Here is a 21,590-nt window from a genome sequence, read left to right as displayed (position 1 = left end):
CTTAGTACTCGGCCATGTCCTTGGGATCCTTCAGGCCGGCGATGAAGGCGTCCGCTTCTTCCTGCGTCATGGCCGGTGCGGCCTTCTGCGCGGTGCCGGCGGGCATGTCGCCAAAGTAGAACTTGTAGCCCGGGATCGGCTGACGCCGCTTGCGGATCGGCATGCCCTCATAGGGATAGACGTCGGAGCGCGCGTTTGCGGCCTCGTCGTGGCAGGGCAGAACGTAATCCGCGCGCTTGTCGATCTCTTCGACAGATTTCCAACCCTCGTAGGAGTTTACGAACCGTGCGGGCACCCAATGCCGCCACTTCTCGGACGGGTTCGGGTCCAGGTTGCGCTCTACAAAGATCGCATCGCCCACCACGCAGATGTCCCCGGCGCTGGTGGCCACGGACACCGCCATATGGCCAACCGAATGGCCCGGCGTGTGGAACATGGTGATGCCGGGCAGCACTTCGCATTCGTCCTCGACCGCTTCGAACACACAGCCCGCATAGGCTTGCTCGACGCCGATGTTGGCCTCATAGGTCCGGTAGTAGAGGGGCAGGGGATTGTAGGCCATTTCGATCTCGGCCTTGGGCGCGATGTAGCGGGCGTTCTTGAACTGCTTCATGTTCTGCACGTGGTCCCAGTGCAGGTGGGTGAAGACGATGGCGTCAATCTCGTCCGGGTGCACCCCCAGCTTCTGCTCAAGATGCTCATGCACCTGAAGGCAGCCGCGCTTTTCGCATTTGTGGTGATACTTCGTTGCCCGCTCTTCGTCCGGCAGGCCGGTGTCGATCAGGATCTTGTGCTCTCCGGTGTCCACGTAATGGCAGTAGACCGGGTTCCAGTATTTCTTGCCGGCCGGGCCTTTCCAGAAAATGTAGGTCCCCAGATCCGCCTCAAGCCAGCCGGTGTTGATGGGATAAATCTTGGTTTCTGCGATGCCCATGGCGTGCTCCTCCTGCGGCGATTCCATTTTGTATACAAAAATACGAACCTGCGCACATTGGCAAGGGTGCAAATCACTTTTCGTGATTAATTTGCCTTCAGAGCTTGCAGAAAGCTTGTCGCCATATGGTCGCGCATGCCGGTGGAGGCTTGTGTCGAGTCCTCGCTGAAAATGTCGTTGATCAGATCCTGGTGGCTTTTGGCGGATTCGATCAGGTCTTCTTTTGTCGCGAATTTCTTGGCGCGGAAGGGGCCGGTGCGCTGGCGGAATTCTGCGGCGATCTCGGCCATGTAGGGGTTGCCGGTGGCCTTGTAGATGGCCGTGTGGAATGCCTCGTTTGCGCGCAGGTAGGCCTCGCGATCCCCGGCTTCGGCGGCGGCGATGCAGGCCGCCTGGGCGATTTCGATATCAGTTTTTGAAAGAAAATTAAGGCGTTGCGCGGCAATTCGGGCGCAGGCGGCCTCGATTTCATGCATGGCCTCGAAGATCTGGGACAGTTCTTCGCGGCTGTATTCCGCCACAAAAGCTCCGCGCTTTTCGCCCTGAACAAGGATGCCTTGCGCGGTCAGGCGGCCCAGGGCTTCGCGCACGGGGGTGCGGGATGCGTTGAAGCGCGTGGCCAGCGAGACCTCGTCAAGCCGTGTTCCGGGCGCCAGTTCCCCGGCTGCAATCTCTTCTGTCAGGGCGGCTTCGATGCGTCTGCTTGTCGACAGCTTTGTCGTCGTTGTCATTCTTTCGGTCTCCTTGGAGGCGTCACCGTAGCTGGAAATTTCATGAAATGCAATTTTGCATATTTACTTTTCCTATTGTATACAAAATAACGTTCCCAACGGGAGGAAGGGAATCAATGCCACAAATTCGCTTGGAGCGTATGGTTAAGCGCTACGGTGCCGTCGAGGTCTTGCACGGTATTGACCTTGAGATGCAGGACAATGAATTCACTGTCCTTGTGGGGCCGTCGGGCTGCGGAAAATCCACCACGCTGCGCATGATTGCCGGGCTCGAGGACGTCTCGTCCGGCGAGATCTATGTCGACGGAAAGCCGGTGAAGCACCTTGAGCCGAAAGATCGTGACCTAGCCATGGTGTTTCAGGACTACGCGCTCTACCCGCACATGAACGTCGCCCAGAACATCTCCTTTGCCCTGCGTCTGCAGAAACGGCCGAAATCCGAGATTGACGCCAAGGTGCGCGACGTGGCCGGGATGGTCGGGCTGACCGATTTTCTGGGTCGCAAACCCGGCGCGCTGTCGGGCGGTCAGCGGCAACGGGTGGCCATGGCGCGGGCGCTGGCCAAGGACAGCGGGATTTTCCTGTTTGATGAACCGCTGTCCAACCTCGACGCCAAGCTACGCGGCCAGATGCGCGCAGAGCTGGCCCTGATGAGCCAGCGTGTCGAGAAAAACATGATCTACGTGACCCACGATCAGATCGAGGCGATGACCCTCGCGGATCGCATCGTCGTCATGCACGGCGGCTATATCCAGCAGCAGGGCACCCCCGAAGAGCTGTTCAAACGCCCGGTGAACAAGTTTGTCGCCGGGTTCCTTGGCATGCCGCCGATGAACTTTCTCGACGGGCGGATCGAGGACAAGGGCGGCGCGCTGTTTGTCACCGGCGACGGGTTTTCCCTGCGCCTCAGCCCGGAGAAGGCCGCGATTGCCCGCATGGCCCAAAACCCAGATGTGATCCTGGGCATCCGCCCCTCGGATCTCAGCTATGCCCCGGAGGCCGCGCCGGAAACGGCGCTGACCCTCAAAGTGATGGTTTCGGAATATATCGGCGCGCAATCGGTGCTCATGTGCCAATGCGGGGGGCAGAGCGTCACCGTCGAAATGAACTCCGAAACGCCGATGGCGCTGGGCGAGACGCTTCAGTTCGAAGCAAACGCCGCGCGCATCCATTTGTTCGACAAGACCAGTGAACAGGCGATTTGACGCCTGAACCTTGCTTTAGGGAGGAAGCAATATGCTTAGCAAACTCAAGACGACAGCATTGGCAAGCCTGCTGATGACGGGGACGGCCATGGCCAACCCCTATGCCGACTACGAAGGTACGACGCTTGTCGTGAATTTCCCGGCGCATCCGCATTACAACGCAGTGATGCAGATCCTGCCGGAATTCACCAAGGAGACGGGCATCGAGGTCGAGGTGGACCAATTGCCCTATCTGAAAATGCGCGAGCGCCAGACGCTGGAGCTTGGGCAGGACGAGGGCGAATACGACTTGATCGCCTATGTCGTGTTTTCCAAGGCGGATTACGTCTATGCCGACCAGCTGGAAAACCTCGCCAAGTACTTCATGAACCCCAAGCTGTCTGATCCGGCTTATGACTCGGACGATCTGATCGACGGTTACGTCTACAACATCGGCTTTGCCGGCGGGAACAAAGGCTATCTTGAAGGCAAGACAGGCTCGCTTTTCGGCATTCCCTACGGCTCTGAAACCTCGGTTCTGGGCTATCGCAAGGACATCTTCGAAAAGCACGGTCTCGACGTGCCCGAAACCTATGACGACCTGCTGGAACTGGCCTGCCAGATCCCGGAGCTTGAGCCCGGCATGGGCGGCGTGGCGTCGCGCGCGGCTTCGGGCCACCACGCCTCACACGCGTTCCTTCTGCATCTTGCGCCGCTGGGCGGGCGCATCTTTGACGATGCCTGGAACCCGACCATGAACAGCGCCGAAGGCGTTGCGGCGGCAGAGGCGCTGAAGAAGATCGTGGATTGCGGGCCGGAAGGCGCGACAAACTTCGGCTTTGGTGAGGCTCTGGGCGCGTTCCTTTCCGGTGACACGGCCATGTTCCTCGACACCACCGTGGTCTCCGGCCAGACGCTGGACCCCAAGCGCGCCGCGCCCGAGGTTCTGGGCAATGTCGGCTGGGCGCTGCACCCGATGGGCACGCGCCGCGGCTCGCAGACCGGCGGTTTCGGCATCGGCATCCCGGCCAATGCGGAAAACAAGGAAGCGGCTTTCCTGCTGATGCAATGGCTGACCTCCAAGCAGGGGGACAAGCTGGTCGCGCTTGCGGGCGGCAACCCTTCGCGCTTCTCGACCCACGAGGACGCAGAGGTAAACGCGAAGTTCCCGCACATGGCGACCTTTGGCGAAGCTCTGAAGCACGCCGATCCCGACTGGCGTCCGATCATCCCCGTCTGGGGCAAGATCAACGCCGATCTGGGCACCACCCTGTCCAAGGTTCTGACCGAAGATCTCGACATCCAGGAAGCGCTTGACGGCGTGGCCGAGCGCACCCGCGCCGTGATGGAAGAGGCCGGTTACTACACCTGGCAATAAGCACACTGACAGCGCGGGGCGGGACAGAGGTCTCGCCCTGCAATCCAATGCGCAAAGGGTTCCGGCACAATGCTCACGTCCCGCCTTAACAGGCTCTCCCCTTACATGTTCATGGCGCCCGCCGCTGTCATCATGGCCATCGCCCTGATCTATCCGCTTGGCTACATGATCTGGGGGTCTTTCCGCGACTGGGATCCCAGCCAGACCATTGGCGAGGCCGAGTTTGTCGGGTTGAAGAATTACATCACCCTCTGGGGCGATCCGAACTTCCACGAAAGCCTTGGCGTCACCCTGCGGTTCGCCTTCATCTGCGTGATCGTCGAAATGATCATCGGCGTCGGGCTTGCTCTGCTGCTCGACCGTGACATTCGCGGCATGTCCCTGCTGCGCACCATGTTCATCCTGCCGATGATGATCGCGCCGGTCGTCGTGGGTCTGATGTGGCGCTACATGTATCACCCGACCGTGGGCACGTTTAACCGCACGCTGGAATGGCTGGGTCTGCCGGATGTGGACTGGCTGGGCCAGCACGCGCTGATGTCGGTGATCATCGCAGACATCTGGCAATGGACACCCTTCATCTTCATCCTGTCGCTGGCCGCGCTGCAATCGCTGCCGCGCTCGGCGCTGGAAGCGGCGCGCATCGACGGGGCGACGGCCTGGCAGCAGATCCTCTATATCAAGCTGCCCCTGATGATGCCGGTTCTGATCGTCACGGCACTCTTGCGCCTCATCGACGCCTTCAAGGTGCTGGAGGTGATCCTGGTCCTGACCGAAGGGGGCCCGGGCCTCAGCACCGAAATCCTTGCCCTGCGCATCTCGCGCACCGCAACGGAATTCCGCGAACTGGGCGTGGCGGCGGCCATGTCGAACTATCTTCTGATCCTGCTGATGCTGCTGACCGTCGCGATGATCGGATTTACCAAATGGCAAGAGGCGCGCGCCGCAAAGCTGCGCATGGCCAACGAGGAGGACAGCTGATGAGCGCGCCCACCCAGAAAAACAGCCCCGCCTTCTTCGCAGTGATCGTGCTGCTGGTGATCATGTCCGTGGGGCCGGTGATCCTGATGTTCGTCAACTCGTTCAAACTGGACGTGGACATCATCTCCGGCACCTCCGGCCTGATCTTCATGCCGACGATCCAGAACTACGAAACCGCGCTATGCGATGTGCTGTGGTACGAGCCCGAGCCCCTCGATTTCTGCGCGCTCAAGTTTGGTGGCGCATTCAAGAACTCGCTGATCATCGCGCTGATTTCCACCGCGCTGACGCTGGTGATCGGCTCCATGGCGGCCTATGCGCTGGTGCGCTTTCGCTTCATGGGGCGCGATACGGTTTCGGCCACAACGCTCATGGTGCGCATGGTGCCGCCCGCGGTGCTTCTGGTGCCGGTCTTTGGTTTGTGGAACAACGAGTTCTGCCTCGACCGCGACGGGCTGATCGGCGGCGCGATCCGCGACATGTTCGGCGGGCGCGGCGACGTCTGCCTTGCGGGCACGCACACAGGCATCATCGTGATCTACGTCGCAATGAACCTGCCGTTTGTGATCTGGATCCTGCAAAGCTTCATCGTGCAGGTGCCGCGCTCTCTCGAAGAGGCCGCCCGTGTCGATGGGGCAGGGCCGTTTCAGGTCTTCTTCAAGGTGGTGCTGCCGCTGATCAAGCCGGGTCTCGCGGCGGCGGCGATCTTCACCTTCCGCATTGCCTGGAACGAATACCTGCTCGCCTCCGCGCTCAGCGATCGCAACACCAAGACCGTTCCGATCCTGATCGTGAACAACATGAGCGAATTCAACGTCGAATGGGGGGTCATCATGGCCACGGGGATGCTTCTTGCCATCCCGCCGATCATCTTTACCCTCTTTGCCAGCCGGCAGATCATCACCGGAATGACAGCGGGCGCGGTAAAAGGCTGATCCATGGCGCAGGTACTTGTTCTGGCCACGCTGGCCACCAAGGCGGAAGAGGTTGATTTTCTCTGCGAGCAGATGCAGGGCCTCGGTCTCTCTGTCCGGGTGGTCGATGTCTCTCTGGATGCGTCGCGGGGCGTGTTGGATGGCGATGCCAAGCGGCAGGCCATGGTGGCCGCGGCGGACAAGGCGCTGCAGACCGCCGCACAGGCGGCGCAGGGCGAGACAGAGTTGGTTGTCGGTCTTGGCGGCGGCACGGGCGGGGAGATCATCCTCAACGTGCTGCGCGGCCTGCCGATCACCTTCCCGAAAATCCTCGTCACCACCTTGCCTTTCGATCCGCGTGTGGCCGTGGCCGACAATGCGATCATCTTCGTGCCGACGCTGGTCGATATTGCCGGTCTCAACGCGATCCTGCGCGAAGTGCTGGAGAACACCGCTCTGATGGCCTCCGGCCTGTGCCGCAAGCAGCGCAAGGGCAAGCCGCTGACCGCCGCACCTTCGGTGGGCATCACCGGGCTTGGCGCAACCGAAAGCGCGGTCAAACCGCTGGTCGATGCTCTGGCGGCTGAGGGGCGCGAATCCACGGTGTTTCATTCCAACGGTTACGGCGGTGCGGCCTTTGCCCGCTTTGCCAGCAACAACGCCTTCAGCGAAATCGTTGATCTGACCCCGCACGAGATCACCCGCCAGCACGTGGCCGGGGCCCATGTGGAAATGCCGGACCGCTTCAGCGCAGGCGGCGATCTGCGCCGCGTGGTTCTGCCCGGTGCGATGAACTTCATGGGGCTTGGGCCGATTGACCAGATCTCCGAAGCCTACCGCGCTCGCCCGCATTACGCGCACAGCGGACTGTTTACCCATGTCAAACTGACCGAAGACGAGATGGCGCTTGTGGCCGGGAAACTGGCAACGCACCTCAATGCCCTTGCCGGGCCGGTCTCTGCGATTGTGCCTCTGGGAGGCTTTTCCCACCACGATCGCCCCGGCGGCGTGATCGAGGACCGCGCGCTGCGCGAAGTTTGCCTTGAGACCCTGAAGCGCGATCTGCGCCCGGACATCCCGGTCACGCCGCTTGAGGCTCATATTTTCGACGGTGCCGTGACGCGCGAAATCCTCGCGCATCTTGCCGCGCCGCAGACCTGAAAGGACCCGTCATGGACGATCTCACCGAAAAGAAAGACGCGCTGATTGCCACCGCCAAACGCTGTTTTGATCTGCGCCTGCAGACCAACGCGGGCGGCAACCTGTCGGTGCGGCTGGACAGCCGGGATGCCATTGTCATCAAGCCGTCCGGCATCGGTTTCAACGAATGCACACGCGACAATCTGCAGGTGGTGCACCTTGATGGCACCATCGAGCCGTCCGGGCACAAACCTTCCAAGGATCTCGACTTTCATCTCGATCTCTACCGCATCCGCGATGACATCCGCGCGGTTGTGCACTGCCACAGCCCATGGGCCACAGGTTACGCCAGCGCCGGGATCGAGATCCCCTGCCTGACCGTGCAAACCATTGAAAAAATTGGCCGTATGCCGCATATTCCGCTCTCACCTCTGGGCGGCCCGCAGACGGACAAGGAAATCAGCCCGGTGTTCCGCGATCCCAAGGTTGTCGCGGCGGTGCTCGCCAATCACGGCACCATCGGGGTCGGCAAGGATCTGATGAAAGCGCAATATCTGGCAGAGATCATCGAGGAAACCGCCCATATCGCCTTTGTGCGGGACACGGTGATGGCGGCGCATGGCAAGTCTCTTGCGGACCTGCCGAAATACGGCACCGCCGCAGACGCCCGCGCCGCTGCCGGTTAAAAACAAAGGCCGGGACAGGGGTCCCGGCCTCCGCCACACACCCTAGTACCAGGTAACAGTGTCTTCGACAGAGCGGCGGGTCTTGGCAAAGGCCGGTTCCGCGGCGCGGTGGCCAAAGGCAAACATGACCGCAGGCTTCCACTTGGTGGTGTCGATGTCGAAATGATCGGCCAGCGTCTTCGTGGTCAGATCCATGTCGAACCCTTCCATCGGGCAGGAATCGATCCCCATCAGCGCCGCCGCAGTCATCATGTTGGCCAGAACGATATAGGCCTGCTTGCCGGACCAGTCGGTGATTTCGCGATCGCTGGTGATGTGGTGGTCTTTGGACTGGAACTGGCCGTAGGCCCCGTTAAACATCTCGATCACCTCGTCGGGCAGCTGCTTGACCGTGCGATAGTGGTTCTGCAGATACTCCGACCCGGCGGTCATCAGCGCGCCCGTGCTGGCAAGGATGATACCGAAGTGGCTGGCGGTCCCAAGCTGGCCGGTGGTGCCGCTCATCATGCCGTTCGCGCCCCAGGAAAATTCGCGGAACAATTCGCGCTTTTCCGGGCTCTGGATCATCAGGATGCGGAAAGGATCGTGGCCAAAGGAGGTCGGCGACAGGTTGCCTGCTTCAAGGATCGTTTCAATCTCCGCGTCGCTCAGCTTGCGCTCAGGGTCGAACACCTTGGTGGCGTGGCGGAATTTGAAGGCGTCGATGATCTGGGTCTGGATATCGCCCTGGATCGGGGTTTGTACGGTCATGAGACTCTCCATGTCACTCATGTGATTTCTGCTGCCGATTTAGCACCTGCAGAAATGAGCGAAATGGCGGAAAGGAGAGTTCAGTTTTCGGATTTTCGGGATAATCTTTTTCCCGCGAATCCGATGGAAAATGTCTGGGGAAAAGGGCTGCCGCCTCACAGCAGCCACGTCATGCTGCGCGCAGCGCAGGTCACGGGATCAATCACCGGAAGCGTCAGCGCCCGGTCCACCTGCTGGAGCACCTGTACCATCCCGGCGCAGCCAAGGATCACCGCCGAGATGTCATCTTCCTGTTCGGCCCTGAGCGCTTCCGCCACCACCGCCGCCCCGGCCGCGGCCGCATCTTCTTCCAGGGCCAGAACCGGCACGTCCGAAGCCCGCACGCGCGCGGCAAACCCTGTCAGACCTTGTCGTGCGATATTGGCCTCAAGGATCGGCACCGAAACGGGCAGCGTCGTGACCACGCTGAACCGCCATCCGCGCAGCGCCGCGTAATGATACGTGGCCTGCCCAAGGCCGATCACCGGGCAGGGGGCCCGCCGCGCCGCTTCGTCCAGCGCCGTGTCATCAAAGCAGCCGATGATGATCCCCTCGGCCCCGGCCTTTGATGCCTGTTCGACCAGCCGCAGCAACGGCCCGCTTGCCGCATCGCCGTCCGTTGGGCCTTGAATGGCCGCCGGACCCTCTTCGGAGGTCCAGCCTTCGAAGGCCAGCCCCGGCACAGCTCGTTGCGCCTGCTGCACCATGGCCTGTGTCATGGATGCGGTGCTGTTGGGGTTGATGATGATCACGGTCATCAGACCATCCCTTTGCCCGCGTCGGATCCATGCCGAGCGCGGCGGCGGTTCATCATCCAGACCACCAGCAGGAACACCCCGATCACCAGCAGCGAAAACACCGTGGTCAGCGTACCAAGCGCAAACAGCACCGGCGTGGTGACATTGGTGGTCATCCCGAAAATCTCCAGTGGCAATGTGTTGTAGCTGCCGGAGGTCAGCAAGGTCCGGGCAAATTCGTCATAGCTGAGTGTAAAGCCAAAGAGCGCAACCCCGATCAGCGACGGCGCGATGATCGGCAGAACCACGTGCCGGATCACCTGCCACGGGCTGGCCCCCAGATCGCGCGCCGCCTCCTCAAACGAGCGGTCAAAGCGGTTGAACACCGCGAACATGATCAGCAGGCCAAAGGGCAGCGTCCAGGTCAGCTGCGCGCCAAACCCGGACGTCGCCCAATGCACCGGCAGGCCCGACTGCGACCAGATCAGCCCAACGCCCAGCGAGACAAGGATCGACGGGATCACCAGCGATGTAATGATCAGGTAGAACAGCAGCGTCGATCCGGCAAACCGCTTGCGAAACGCCAGCCCGCCCATCACCGAGACAACCACCGTTGTCACCATAACCATCAGCCCCAGCACCAGCGAGCGTGAGAACGAACCCCAGATATCGCCCACCGCCTGTTGCTCGAACAGATCGCGGAACCAATGCAGCGACACCCCGCGCATGGGAAAGGTCAACCCGCCGCCGGGGCCCTGGAAGGACAGGATGCCGATGGTCAGGGTCGGCCCGTAAAGGAAAATCAGGAACAGGATGAAAAAGGCGCTGAGCGCGTAGAAGGACTTGGGACGCGGCTCCATGATCAAAGCTCCTTGCGAATGTCGACGAAGCGCAGCAGCGTTCCGATCAGCAGCAATACAGTGATCAGCAGGATCACGGCGGTGGCCGACGCCGATGGGTATTGCAAGAGCCCGATGTCATTCTGGATCATGCGCCCCACGTTGGCCGACTGCGAGCCGCTCATGAAGCGCACGGTGATGAAATCCCCCATCACCAGCGCCACCACAAAGATCGTGCCGATCATGATGCCGGGCTTGGTCAGCGGCACAATCACATGCCACAGCGTCTGCCACCCGCTCGCGCCCGCGTCCGCCGCCGCTTCGATCAGCGATGTGTCGATCCGCATCATCGTGTTGAAAATGGGGACTACCATGAACAGCGTATAGAGATGCACGAAAGCAAGGATCACGCTGAAATCGCTGAACAAAAGCCACTCAACCGGCTCGTCGATCACCCCCATGGAAATCAACGTCGAATTGGCAATGCCATTGCGCCCCAGAAACGGGATCCAGGAAATCATCCGAATGATGTTGCTGGTCAGAAATGGAATGGTGCAGAGCAGGAACAGCGCGATCTGCCATGTCAGGCTGCGAATGTGAAAGGCCAGGTAATAGGCCACGGTAAAACCGATCAGCAGGGTGAACACCCATGTGACAAAGGCGTATTTCAGTGTGTTCAGAAACACCCGGTACGTCACGTCCGAGGACAGCAGGAACGCATAGTTGTCAAACTGGAACGCCGGGTAGATCGACCATTCCGTCGCCCCCCAGAAGCTGACCACAACGATCATCACGATCGGGGCCACCAGAAAGACAGCCAGCACCGCGCTGAGAGGCGTGGCCAGGGCCCACCCCGTGACATCATTCTTCCGAAGCACCACCGCGCACCTTCTTCTCTGTCCAAATATCCAAATCAGGCTGGGGGAGGGGAATCCTCCCCCAGCCGGTCGCCGCCGAAAGGCGGCGAAACCGCTGCTTTACCAAGGCGCTCAGGCCGCGATGAACTCGTTCCACTTGCGGACCATGTACTGGTTCTCGTCCATCACCGCGTTCCAGCAGGCCACCGCGCCCATACGGTCGTAGAACGAGCCGCCATCGCGCACCGCGCCGGCTTTTTCCATGACCTGGCCAAACGGGTTGGCGATATCGCCTTGCGCCGGTTTGCCTTCGAACCAGAAGCCCCATTCGTCTGCGGACATGAAATTCTTGGAGGTTTCCGGCACCGCCGAATAATAGCCCTGACGCATCAGGAAGCCGCCAACCCAGCCGGACAGATACCAGTTGATGTATTCATAAGCCGCATCCAGCTCCATGCCCGAAAGCGAAGCCGACAGGCCGATGCCGCCACCCCAGGAGCGATAGCCTTCTTCGAGCGGCTGATAGACGCAAGGGATGCCCTGACTGCGCACCGCGGTGATCGCGGGCGACCACATGGACTGGATCACCACCTCACCGGAGGCCATCAGGTTCACGCTCTCGTCAAACGATTTCCAGAAGGCGCGGAACTGGCCGTTCTTCTTGGCTTCGGTAAAGATGCCAAGCGTCAGGTCGATCTCTTCGCGGGTCATGTTGCCCTTGTCGGGGTAAGTGTATTCCCCCATGGATTCCACAACCATCGCCATGTCCATGATGCCAATCGACGAGATGTCGAGGATCGAAGCCTTGCCCTTGAACTCCGGGTTCAGAAGCTCGGACCAGTTGCTGATCGGACGGCCAATCAGATCCGGGCGGATGCCCAGCGTATCGGCGTTGTAGATCGTCGGGATCAGCGTCATGAACCCGGATTCCTCATCGACGAAATCCGTGCCATTCACGCCAGAGGTAAAGCCGACCGTATGCGGCGCCGTGCCCTGCGCGATGATCGACTCCGGCGTCAGCTTGCCATTGCGGAAGATGCCGACGATCTTGTCGTAATTGGCAATCTTGGACGTATCCATCGCCTGCAGGTTGCCCGTCGGCCAGACCTTCTTGCAGATCCAGTACTCGATATCGGCAATGTCGAAACTGTCCGGCTGCGTCGCCGCGCGCTGGGTCACGCTGTCGGAATCCAGCGCGGTCATTTCCAGCGTGAAGCCAAGGTCTTCCTTGACCTTCTGCGCCACTTCATTGAGGTTGGACACCCCGGTGCCAAACTGGCGCAAGGTGATGTTTTTCGTCTCTTGTCCCCATACCATTGGAGCCGGAAGCGCGGCGGCCGCCACCGCCGCGCCACCCGTCTTCAACAGCGACCGGCGCGTGTAGCGCACCTTCGAAATCGTTGTCATGGTCTGTGTCCTCTTCTGATGAAAATGGTCTTATCCGGCCAGGGCCTGTGCTGCCCCGGCCTCCCAGTCGAGGCCGATTGCCTCTCCCACATTCTTCGGGTTGCCGCAGAAATCCTTGTCCGAAAGCAGGGCCGTGACCTCCTGCGCGCCGGGCACGGTGGCGGTCAGCGCCACATGCGTGCCCTGATATTCGATATTGGTGATGGTGCCGGGCAGTCTCGCGCCCTCGGGCGGTTTGATCTCAAGCGCATCCGAGCGCACCGCGATCATGCCTTCTGGCATTGACACAACGTTGTGCGAGCCAAGGAACCGCGCCACAAAAGCCGTTTTCGGCGCATCGAACACTGCGCGTGTCTTGCCCGCCTGTTCGATCCGCGCGTCATTCATCACCACGATCTCATCGGCCAGTGCCAGCGCCTCGTCCTGCCCGTGGGTCACATGCACAAAGGTGATGCCCAGCTCGCGCTGCAGCTTCTTAAGCTCCGCCCGCATCCGGATGCGCAGGAACGGATCCAGCGCCGACAGCGGCTCGTCCAGGAGCAGCACCTCCGGCTTGGTGATCAAGGCGCGCGCCAGCGCCGCGCGCTGCTGCTGCCCGCCAGAGAGCTGTGCGGGCAGACGGTCCGCCAGGGCCGACATGTCCACCAGTTCCAGCATCTCGCCCGCCTGCGCATGACGCGCCGCTGTCTCGATGCCCTGCATTTTCAGGCTGAATGCCACATTGTCGAGAATGCTCAGATGCGGGAACAGCGCGTAGTTCTGGAACATCATCGCCGTGCCGCGCCGGGCCGGGGGCAGGTGGGAAATATCGCGCCCCGCCAGCGTGATGGCCCCATCCGAAATGCTTTCATGCCCGGCAATCATCCGCAGGGTCGAAGACTTCCCGCAGCCCGAAGGCCCCAGAAGGCAGGCATAGGTGCCGCTGCTGAAGTGATAGTTGATCTCGTCCACCGCAACGGTTTCGCCGTAGCGTTTCGTCAGGTTGATCAGCTCAAGGTCCAGTTTCTGGCTCATGACACCCCCATCGTGTTGCCTCAACGCTGGCTGAAGGGGCGGCACTTTCCCAAGCTGATTCCAGATTTTTGACGGGGCGAGACCGCAAAGCGGGGTCAAAACGATCAATTGAATTGAGCATTGTTCAGAAAATGAGCGCAAATTGTATACGATCCACTGTGGCTTTGTGTGAACTGTTGAGGCTGGCGGCGAACCCGTGCAGTCTCGGGACAGGAGTACAGGCATGGCAAGTGTAACCAGCGCAAAGCCGCCAGCGGTCGAAGACATCGCGGCGCAACTGACCGAAGCGGTGCTCGAACACCGTCTGCAACCGGGTGCCAAGCTGCGCGAGGACGAGGTAGGCGAGATCTTTGGTGTCAGCCGCACCCTTGTCCGGCAGGCGCTGCGCGCCATGGCCTATGAGGGCCTACTGACCATCGAAAAGAACCGCGGCGCCTTTGTCGCCAAACCGACTCTCAAGGAAGCGCGCGAGGTGTTTCAGGCCCGCGCCTTGCTGGAGCCCACAACGGCGCGGGCCGCGGCGGAGCGCACGACGGACGCGGACATTGCACTGCTCGAACAGCATATCGAAGAGGAGCACGCGGCGCTGCACCGCGATGAAGCGGGCAGGGCGCTGAAGCTTTCCGGGGATTTCCATCTGGAGATCGCCCGCATCGCGGATCAGCACACAATCGAGCAGTTCTTACGCCAGTTGGTGGCACGCTCCTCGCTGGTCATCGCGCTGTACTGGCGGCGGCGCAACGCGCTGTGCGAGAGCAACGCGCATCACGCGCTGGTGGACGCGCTTCGGGGCGGCGACGGGGACAGCGCCGAAGAATTGATGAAAGGCCATCTCATGGATATTTTCTCCCAGCTGGACCTGCGGGACCGGGACGAAGGCACCACGTCGCTCAAGGATGCGCTCAAACGATGAGTTTTCACTGCCGCACCGCCACCCTGCCAGAGCTGGAGCAGATTCTGGACTGGGCCGCCGAAGAGGGCTGGAACCCCGGCCTTGACGACGCGCCTGCGTTTTTTGCCGCGGATCCTGAGGGGTTCTTTGTGGCCGTGGGGCCGGATGATCAGCCTGTGGCGGCCATATCCGTGGTCAACCACAGTGCCGATTTTGCCTTCCTCGGGCTGTACATTGTCCGTCCCGCGTATCGCGGGCAGGGTATCGGGCTGGCGCTCTGGACCCATGCGCTGAAACACGCGGGGCCGCGCACCGTCGGTCTGGACGGGGTGGAGGCGCAGCAGGACAATTACCGCGCCTCCGGCTTTGCCCATGCGGGCGGAACAACGCGCTATTCGGGGGAGATTGCCGCGCGGTCCGATACGGAGATTTGCGAGATAAATGCAGAGGACATCCCGGCCCTGATCGCGATGGAGGCGGCGGCCTCCGGCTCCGAGAAACCGGACTATCTGCGCGTCTGGCTCACGGCGTCGCCGAACCGGCGCACATTGGCCTTGAGCCAAACGGGCAGGGTCACCGGGTTCTGCACCGTCCGCGCCTGCCGCACGGGGGCCAAGATCGGCCCTCTGATTGCGGCAAATGCTGCGGATGCGGAGCGTCTGATCGGACACGCCGCTTGCCTTTACTCCGGGCCGATCATCCTCGATGTGCCGCAATCGGCGCAGGCCCTCGATGCCCTGTGCCAAACCCTTGGCCTTGGCGCAGGTTTTCGGACCGCGCGCATGTATCGCGGCCCGTTTGACGCGCCGCAGCCTCCGGTCTTTGCCGTCGCGAGCCTTGAGCTCGGCTGACAAAGCCCGGGCCTGTGCGCGTTACCCAAGCAAGCCCGCCAGAAGCGCCAGAACAATGACCCCATCAATCACGATGAAAGTCCATGTCACCCATCTGCGGATGTCGAACTGGTCCCGCCGCAAAAAGGCCACGCTGCCCCCGGTTGCCACGGCCATCAAGGTAAGCCCTTGCGTGAGCACGCCGCCCGTTGCGGTGACCAGAAGATAGCCCTGCACAAGGTAGACCAACCCCACTGGCACCAGCGCCATCGTGTCTCTTCGGCGCCCGTCCATGAGCCATTCGGTGGCGTGCCAGACCCCGGTGAAGACGAGCAAAGCCCCTGCCAATCCTGTGTACATGGCGCGCTCCTCAGTTTTCGGGACAGGGGAACCCGGCGGTGCCCCAGATCAGAATGTCGTTTACATGCGCCTGCAGGCTATAGGGCGCCGGTTCGCGCCCGCCGCCGGGTTTCCACGCCCAATGCAGGATCAGGTCGTGATCGAGATGTTCGGCCAGCGCCAGCATGTCCCGGTCGCCGTTGCGCTCCGGATCGCGGAGCTGCTCGCAGATTTCCACCGATGTGCGTCCGAACCAATCGGCCTCGACCGGGGCCAGCTGCCAGTCCATGGCGACGCGCGGTGCGGCATGGGACGTGGTGTTGGCCTTGGCCCAATCGTCGCTCTTGGTGGTGTGGCAGGTCGAGCAGAGCACATGCTCCGCCCCGATCCGGCTCTCCCCGGCGCGGATGTTCATGCCGTGCGGGCGCGTCTTGCCGTAGGACGGCCCCGACCACATGGGCCGGTCGCTCGCGCCGGTGTGGCAGTTGGCGCAGCGCGGGTGGCTGGCAACTTCATAAATCCGCGACCAGGCCTCCAGCCCTTCGGCTGGCGTGGCCGAGGTCGGCGGGGTGATGTCAACCTCGGCAAGGACCGGGCTGGATGCGGCAAGAAGACAGGCCGCCAAAACCTTGAGTTTCATGGTGAAAAGCCCTCACACGAAATCGATATGCTTGTTGAACGGCATCTCGCGGATGCGCTGTCCGGTGGCGGCAAAGATCGCATTGCCAAGCGCCGGTGCCGCAGGCGGCACGCCCGGCTCCCCGACACCGCGAATGCCGGGCATCTCCTCCAGAACCTGCACCTCGATCTGCGGGGTCTGGTAGAGCCGCAGCCCCTCGTAGGCGTGGTAGTTGGTCTGAACCGGGCCGTAATCCTCGTAGGTCAGCTCGGAGTTGATCGCGTGGCTGAGCGCGTAGATCAGCCCGCCAAACAGCTGCGCCTCGACGTTTCTGGGGTCCAGCACCCGGCCGATGTCCGCCACGATATAGGCCTTGTCGAGCCTTATGCCGAGCTCCGTGTTTGTCACCTCGATCACCTGCGCGGTCGGCACGCCGAAGGACATGCAGAAAGCCACGCCGCGGCCCCGGTTCTCGCCCATGGACGGGCCGTCCCAGTTCGAGAGCGCCCCGACCGTTTCGAGCACCTTGCGCGATGGCGCGTGCATGCACAGGCGCAGACGCTCTTCGAGCGGATCGGCCCCGGCCTGATGGATCAGCTCATCAAGGAAGGTGTCATGGTAGAACCCGTTCCCCGACGCCCCGACGGAGCGCCACGACGACACCGGCACCATGTCCGGCGCGCGGTAGCCCGTCACCCGGTAGTTCGGGATCGCAAAAGGCTGGTCCCACGACCCGGTTGTGATCGTCGCATCCGGGCCGGGGATCGTCAGCCCCGACAGGCGGCCAAACCATCCCGGCGCCATGGCCGATTGCGAGACCGATATGTCAAAAGTGTCGACCTTGCCGTCCTTCACCTTGCCGCGCCCATGCATCACCGAGGCCGGGCGGGGGTAGTCGTGGGTCATGTCCTCTTCGCGGCTCCAGGTCAGCTTGATCGGCGTGCCTTTCATCGACAGTGCAATCTCCACCGCCTGTTCGACATGGGTCATCTCCAGCTTGTGGCCAAAGCTGCCGCCCATGGGCTGGACGTGCACAAAGACGCGCTCGGCTTCCATCCCCGACATTGCCGCCGCGCGGGTCTTGATGAACAGCGGGATCTGCGTGCCGGTCCAGATGTCCACGCGCGCGTCCGTGACGCGCACGATGGCGTTCATCGGCTCCATCGGCGCATGGGCCAGATAGGGAATGCGGTATTGCGCCTCAAAGACCGCGCCTTCGGCCAGCGCCGCCTCCACGTCACCCTCGTCGCGCTGCCGGTGGTCAAGCGTTTCGGGATCGTCCACCGCCGCTTCCAGCGCGTCAAAGATCTCAGCGCTGCTGGCCGGATAGGCCGGTGCGACCCATGTGCAGTCAATCGCATTGACCGCCTGTATGGCGTACCATGTGTTGGTCGCAATGACCGCCACTCCGGCGTTCCCGGCCTTGACCGCCATGATCTTGCGCACACCGGGCATGGTCTCGGCGGCAGAGGCATCATAGCGCTCCAGCGCGCCGCCAATGCCGGGATTGGCGCAGATCGAGGCAAAGAGCATCCCGTCAAAGGCAAGATCAATGCCGTATTTCTCCGCTCCGGTGCACTTCGGCTCCATGTCGATGCGCGTCAGCCCCGGCTTGCCCAGATAACGCCAGTCCTTCGGATCGCGCAGGGTGACGTCGGTGATCGGCTCCAGCGCCGCCGCCTCTGCCGCCAGTTCGGTATAGGCAATCGCCGTGCCGTCCGCTGTGATCACGTGGCCGTCTTCGGTCCGGAGCGCGCTGCGCGGCGTGCCGGTCCGGTTCGCCGCGGCCTGTTTGAGCGTCTCGCGCGCCACCGCGCCCGCATGGCGCAGCTTTTCGTACATGTCCGGTACGGTGGAGGAGCCGCCGGTCATCTGCAGCGCAAAGAGCTTTGGCACCACGCGCAGAACCGAGCGGATGGTTTCCGCCGTGGCGCTGTCGTCATAGGCGGGCAGGGGCGAGCCCTCGGCCATGACCTCGGCGTTGTAGTAGGCCGGGCCGGGCAGGCCGGGGTCGCGGATCGTATCCTTGGGATCCATGTCCAGCTCTTCGGCAATCAGGTAAGCCTGAATTGAATAAGACCCTTGCCCCTTGTCCGCGCGCGGGGTGATCAGGGTCACGCCGTCCCGCGTGATCTTGACGAAAGGCGTGATCGCCGCCTCACCTTCGGCCAGATCCTCCAGCAGCGGGTTCGCAATCGGGCGGTTCACCATATAGGCCCCAAAGGCCACGCCGCCTGCAATGGCCGCAGAGCCGATCAGGAACGTCCGGCGCGCAATTTTTCCAACACTGGCCATGGATCAGCCCTCCTGCAGCTTGGCGGCGGCGGCATGAACAGCCGCGCGAATGCGGGGATAGGTGCCACAGCGGCACAGGATGGCGGACATGGCCGCGTCAATCTCTTCGTCCGTCGGCTCCGGGTTCAGATCCAGAAAGGCCGCCGCCTGCATGATCTGACCGGACTGGCAGTAGCCGCATTGCGCCACCTGATGGTCTATCCAGGCCTGCTGCACCACATGCAGGCTGTCCGGCTGCGCAAGCCCTTCGATCGTCGTGACCGCGCCGTCCGCCAGATCGCCCACGGCCAATTGGCAGGCGCGCACCGCAAGCCCGTCCACATGCACCGTGCAGGCCCCGCATTGCGCGATGCCGCAGCCGTATTTCGGACCGGTGATGTTCAACTCGTCCCGAAGAACCCAGAGCAAGGGCATGTCCGGCTCGACATCCACCTCATGTTCGGTTCCATTCACAGTCAGTCGCATTCCGCTGCCTCTCTGTTCGCTGTCGGAACAGGCTATCAAAACCGGCGGGCCGCGATATTGTCGGGGCGTGCCAATCTGCTGGCAAATCGTGCCAATGCCGCGCCTTTGTCTGGAAAGCCCGGCGCGGTCCGGCGCATATCAGAGGGGCGCAACACACAGGAGACACAGCATGGCAACGCGGTATCCGGTCGGCGACTATCTCAAACAGATGGGCGCCTTGCTTGGGGTGGACCCGGAGAAGGTTCTGCGCCGGGTTGGTCTGTCCCCGGCCTTGCTGTCCGAGCCCGAGATCACCGTCGGGGCCGAGCAGTTCTTCCGCTTCTGGGACGCCATGTGCGCCGAGGCGGACCGCCCGGACATCGCGATGACACTGGCCATGGCCTATGCACACGGGCCGTTCATCCCGCCGATCTTTGCCTTTTCCTGCGCCGAGACGCTGGCGCTGGGGCTGGCGCGTCTGGCTGACTTCAAGCCGTTGATTGGCCCTTTGAAAATGGAGGTCACGCGCGGCGAAGCGGGGCTGACGCTCTCGATGCGCCCATCGGAGCCGGGCCTGTCCATGGCGCCCAGCATGGGGTTGTTCGAACTGCTCTACATCACCGAATGCGCGCGCACCTTTACCGGCTCAAGCGTCACGCCCATCGCCACCACGCTGGCCGCGCCGCTTGCGCTGGATGCTCAGAGCCTCGCCTATCTTGGCCGGCCCCCAAAAACCGCCGGTGTGGTCAGCCTGACCATTGCGCCGGAGGATGCGGACCGGCCGCTGATCACCCGCAGCCCCTCGCTTTGGGAGACGCTGGAGCCGGGGTTCGCCCAGCAACTCGAAGAGCGCACCGGCACCGCCACCATGGCAGGCCGCATCAAGCGGGTGCTGACAGAGGCTCTGCCCGGCGGGGCAACCTCCGTGGATGACATGGCCCGGCGGCTCAACGTCTCCAAACGCAGCCTGCAACGGCGACTGAGCGAAGAAGGCACGAGTTTTCAGGAGCTTCTGAACGAAACCCGCTTCGAGATGTCGGACCGTTACCTCAAGGACAGCGGCCTGAGCCTGCCGGAAATCTCCTACCTGCTCGGGTTTCGCGAAACGTCGTCTTTCTTCCGCGCCTTTCAGGGCTGGACCGGCACAACGCCGGGCGAGTACCGCGCCACAGGCTCGGACGCCACGCCGCCGCGCCTCAACTGACGCCGCCATGGGGATTGGCGCGCTTTGCAACTCCATTGGCGCGCCTCGCGATTAACCGCGCGGGGCAAAGCGCACACCTCTCAAAGCAACACAGATGCACGAGAGGATACCGCGATGGATGCGCAGACAGCATACGACTCCCTTGACCCGCAAGCCTGGGCCGCAACCGGCGCGGCAGAGCGGCTCGCCCTGATCAAGACGCTGCAGGACAATCTGCTGACCCACGCCGAAGAGCTGGGCCGCACCGATGCGGCGATGAAGAACGGGCTCGCCGGGGCCGAGGCCGTCTCCCGGGCCGAGGGCATCGCAACCACGGTCAACGCCATGGGCACCACGTGGATGGGCCTGCGCCGCCTCGCGCTTCTCGGTTGATCAAAGCTGGGGCAAGTTTGCAAAGCTGGCGGGGCAGATGGTGCTCGACGGGCTGCGCGGCAAGGACTTCTGATCGCCGTTTTGGCACGATCCGCGACACGTTTGGCGCGTCTCGAAATTGAGCGCGCCGGACCGCTTCCTTAACTTTCAAAGGTAACCGAGAAAGGACATTTCATGGCACAGACCATCCTCATCACCGGCGCCTCTTCGGGCATCGGCAAAGTCACCGCCAAACTCTTTCAGGAGCGCGGCTGGAACGTCATCGCCACCATGCGCAGCCCGGAAAAAGAGACCGAACTGACCGCGCTGGACAACGTGCTTGTCACCCGGCTCGACGTCACGGACGAGGCGTCCATCGCTGCCGCCGTTGCCGCCGGGCTCGACCGGTTTGGCCGCATCGACGCGCTGCTCAACAACGCAGGCTATGGCGCCTATGGCCCGCTTGAAGCCTTCCCGATGGACAAGATCCGCCGTCAGTTCGAGACCAATGTGATTGGCCTGATCGCCACAACCAAGGCCGTGCTGCCGCATATGCGCGGCAACGGAACGGGGACAATCGTCAATATCTCGTCCATTGGCGGGCAGATGACCTTCCCGCTCGGCGCGCTCTATCATGGCACCAAATTTGCCGTCGAAGGCATTTCGGAATCGATGCACTTCGAACTGGCCGCCGCCGGCATCAGGACCAAGATTGTCGAGCCGGGCATGATCGCAACGGACTTTGGCGGGCGCTCGTTCGATTTCACCAATGACGAAAGCATGACCGAATACCAGCCGGTGGTTCAGGCGCTCTTTGGCGCGTGGGGTCAGAACGTGCAGGCCTCCGAGCCGATCGTGGTGGGGGAAGTGATCTGGTCCGCCGTGACCGATGGCACCGACACGCTGCGCTACCGCGCGGGGGCCGATGCGGAGGAGTTGCTGAGCAACCGCAAGGCGCTGGACGACGCCACCTTCATCGGCGGTCTCAAGGCCCAGCTTGGCCTCGGTGCGGCGTAACGGGTTTC

The 21,590-nt window shown here is 62.3% G+C and carries 23 protein-coding genes; 11 read left to right on the top strand and 12 right to left on the bottom strand.

Going from position 1 to position 21,590, the window contains the following annotated elements; genetic code table 11:
* Position 1: 1 nt before the first annotated feature.
* Complete coding sequence (locus E4662_RS16075) at positions 2 to 934, bottom strand: N-acyl homoserine lactonase family protein (RefSeq protein WP_136442628.1); 933 nt, start codon at positions 932 to 934, stop codon at positions 2 to 4.
* 86 nt (positions 935 to 1,020) lie between these two features.
* The gene (locus E4662_RS16070) at positions 1,021 to 1,665 is read right to left on the bottom strand and encodes a GntR family transcriptional regulator (protein WP_136442627.1); all 645 of its coding nucleotides are present in this window, start codon (positions 1,663 to 1,665) and stop codon (positions 1,021 to 1,023) included.
* Positions 1,666 to 1,781: 116 nt separating this feature from the next.
* On the opposite strand from E4662_RS16070, the gene E4662_RS16065 reads away from it, so the two are divergent.
* The 6 genes from E4662_RS16065 to E4662_RS16040 all read left to right on the top strand — a co-directional run bounded on the left by E4662_RS16065 (position 1,782) and on the right by E4662_RS16040 (position 7,948).
* Entirely contained in the window at positions 1,782 to 2,870 is a 1,089-nt protein-coding gene (locus E4662_RS16065) for an ABC transporter ATP-binding protein (RefSeq protein WP_136442626.1), read from the top strand.
* Between the two features lie 31 nt (positions 2,871 to 2,901).
* Complete coding sequence (locus tag E4662_RS16060; protein ID WP_136442625.1) at positions 2,902 to 4,227, top strand: extracellular solute-binding protein; 1,326 nt, start codon at positions 2,902 to 2,904, stop codon at positions 4,225 to 4,227.
* Between the two features lie 69 nt (positions 4,228 to 4,296).
* Entirely contained in the window at positions 4,297 to 5,208 is a 912-nt protein-coding gene (locus E4662_RS16055; protein ID WP_136442624.1) for a carbohydrate ABC transporter permease, read from the top strand.
* On the top strand, positions 5,208 to 6,143 hold the full coding sequence (locus tag E4662_RS16050; protein WP_136442623.1) for a carbohydrate ABC transporter permease: 936 nt from the start codon (positions 5,208 to 5,210) through the stop codon (positions 6,141 to 6,143). Before E4662_RS16055 ends, E4662_RS16050 begins: the two co-directional genes overlap by 1 nt.
* A gap of 3 nt (positions 6,144 to 6,146) precedes the next feature.
* Positions 6,147 to 7,283 carry a Tm-1-like ATP-binding domain-containing protein gene (locus tag E4662_RS16045; protein ID WP_136442622.1) on the top strand — a complete coding sequence of 379 codons (1,137 nt, stop codon included), beginning with the start codon at positions 6,147 to 6,149 and terminating at the stop codon, positions 7,281 to 7,283.
* A gap of 11 nt (positions 7,284 to 7,294) precedes the next feature.
* Positions 7,295 to 7,948, top strand: a complete 654-nt coding sequence (locus tag E4662_RS16040; RefSeq protein WP_136442621.1) for a class II aldolase/adducin family protein — start codon at positions 7,295 to 7,297, stop codon at positions 7,946 to 7,948.
* Between the two features lie 42 nt (positions 7,949 to 7,990).
* On the opposite strand, the gene E4662_RS16035 is transcribed toward E4662_RS16040, so the two are convergent.
* The 6 genes from E4662_RS16035 to E4662_RS16010 form a co-directional block, all read right to left on the bottom strand.
* The gene (locus E4662_RS16035; RefSeq protein WP_136442620.1) at positions 7,991 to 8,698 is read right to left on the bottom strand and encodes an NAD(P)H-dependent oxidoreductase; all 708 of its coding nucleotides are present in this window, start codon (positions 8,696 to 8,698) and stop codon (positions 7,991 to 7,993) included.
* Between the two features lie 155 nt (positions 8,699 to 8,853).
* A complete protein-coding gene (locus E4662_RS16030; protein ID WP_136442619.1) occupies positions 8,854 to 9,495 on the bottom strand; it encodes an aspartate/glutamate racemase family protein in 642 nt (213 codons plus the stop codon).
* Complete coding sequence (locus E4662_RS16025; RefSeq protein WP_136442618.1) at positions 9,495 to 10,334, bottom strand: ABC transporter permease; 840 nt, start codon at positions 10,332 to 10,334, stop codon at positions 9,495 to 9,497. The genes E4662_RS16030 and E4662_RS16025 overlap by 1 nt, the downstream gene beginning before the upstream one ends.
* 2 nt (positions 10,335 to 10,336) lie before the next feature.
* On the bottom strand, positions 10,337 to 11,191 hold the full coding sequence (locus E4662_RS16020) for an ABC transporter permease (RefSeq protein WP_240705219.1): 855 nt from the start codon (positions 11,189 to 11,191) through the stop codon (positions 10,337 to 10,339).
* Between the two features lie 111 nt (positions 11,192 to 11,302).
* Positions 11,303 to 12,577 carry an ABC transporter substrate-binding protein gene (locus tag E4662_RS16015; RefSeq protein WP_136442616.1) on the bottom strand — a complete coding sequence of 425 codons (1,275 nt, stop codon included), beginning with the start codon at positions 12,575 to 12,577 and terminating at the stop codon, positions 11,303 to 11,305.
* Between the two features lie 30 nt (positions 12,578 to 12,607).
* Positions 12,608 to 13,591 carry an ABC transporter ATP-binding protein gene (locus E4662_RS16010; protein WP_136442615.1) on the bottom strand — a complete coding sequence of 328 codons (984 nt, stop codon included), beginning with the start codon at positions 13,589 to 13,591 and terminating at the stop codon, positions 12,608 to 12,610.
* A 223-nt stretch (positions 13,592 to 13,814) separates the two neighbouring features.
* Between E4662_RS16010 and E4662_RS16005 the strand changes: the two genes are divergently transcribed.
* Together E4662_RS16005 and E4662_RS16000 are read left to right on the top strand one after the other, a co-directional pair.
* Positions 13,815 to 14,504 carry a GntR family transcriptional regulator gene (locus E4662_RS16005; RefSeq protein WP_136442614.1) on the top strand — a complete coding sequence of 230 codons (690 nt, stop codon included), beginning with the start codon at positions 13,815 to 13,817 and terminating at the stop codon, positions 14,502 to 14,504.
* A complete protein-coding gene (locus E4662_RS16000) occupies positions 14,501 to 15,334 on the top strand; it encodes a GNAT family N-acetyltransferase (protein WP_136442613.1) in 834 nt (277 codons plus the stop codon). The genes E4662_RS16005 and E4662_RS16000 overlap by 4 nt, the downstream gene beginning before the upstream one ends.
* Before the next feature lie 21 nt (positions 15,335 to 15,355).
* Here the strand turns inward: E4662_RS16000 and E4662_RS15995 are convergent, their stop codons facing one another.
* From E4662_RS15995 to E4662_RS15980, 4 genes are read right to left on the bottom strand one after another with little or no spacing between them, the layout of a single operon-like run.
* The gene (locus E4662_RS15995) at positions 15,356 to 15,673 is read right to left on the bottom strand and encodes a hypothetical protein (protein WP_136442612.1); all 318 of its coding nucleotides are present in this window, start codon (positions 15,671 to 15,673) and stop codon (positions 15,356 to 15,358) included.
* A 10-nt stretch (positions 15,674 to 15,683) separates the two neighbouring features.
* A complete protein-coding gene (locus E4662_RS15990; protein WP_136442611.1) occupies positions 15,684 to 16,292 on the bottom strand; it encodes a hypothetical protein in 609 nt (202 codons plus the stop codon).
* A 12-nt stretch (positions 16,293 to 16,304) separates the two neighbouring features.
* Complete coding sequence (locus tag E4662_RS15985) at positions 16,305 to 18,566, bottom strand: xanthine dehydrogenase family protein molybdopterin-binding subunit (protein WP_136442610.1); 2,262 nt, start codon at positions 18,564 to 18,566, stop codon at positions 16,305 to 16,307.
* A gap of 3 nt (positions 18,567 to 18,569) precedes the next feature.
* Positions 18,570 to 19,031: a (2Fe-2S)-binding protein gene (locus tag E4662_RS15980; RefSeq protein ID WP_136442609.1), complete on the bottom strand. Its 462-nt coding sequence runs from the start codon at positions 19,029 to 19,031 to the stop codon at positions 18,570 to 18,572.
* A gap of 169 nt (positions 19,032 to 19,200) precedes the next feature.
* On the opposite strand from E4662_RS15980, the gene E4662_RS15975 reads away from it, so the two are divergent.
* The 3 genes from E4662_RS15975 (at position 19,201) to E4662_RS15965 (ending at position 21,582) form a co-directional block, all read left to right on the top strand.
* A complete protein-coding gene (locus E4662_RS15975) occupies positions 19,201 to 20,214 on the top strand; it encodes an AraC family transcriptional regulator (protein ID WP_168798001.1) in 1,014 nt (337 codons plus the stop codon).
* 114 nt (positions 20,215 to 20,328) lie between these two features.
* Positions 20,329 to 20,586: a hypothetical protein gene (locus E4662_RS15970; protein WP_136442607.1), complete on the top strand. Its 258-nt coding sequence runs from the start codon at positions 20,329 to 20,331 to the stop codon at positions 20,584 to 20,586.
* 174 nt (positions 20,587 to 20,760) lie between these two features.
* Entirely contained in the window at positions 20,761 to 21,582 is an 822-nt protein-coding gene (locus E4662_RS15965) for an SDR family oxidoreductase (RefSeq protein WP_136442606.1), read from the top strand.
* Positions 21,583 to 21,590 lie beyond the last annotated feature (8 nt).

Origin of the sequence: Pacificoceanicola onchidii, assembly GCF_004804335.1 — a bacterium.
In the GTDB taxonomy this organism is placed as follows: Bacteria; Pseudomonadota; Alphaproteobacteria; order Rhodobacterales; family Rhodobacteraceae; genus Pacificoceanicola; species Pacificoceanicola onchidii.
The sequence above is the reverse complement of the archived record's forward strand: the minus strand, read 5'-3'. Positions and strand labels throughout refer to the sequence as shown.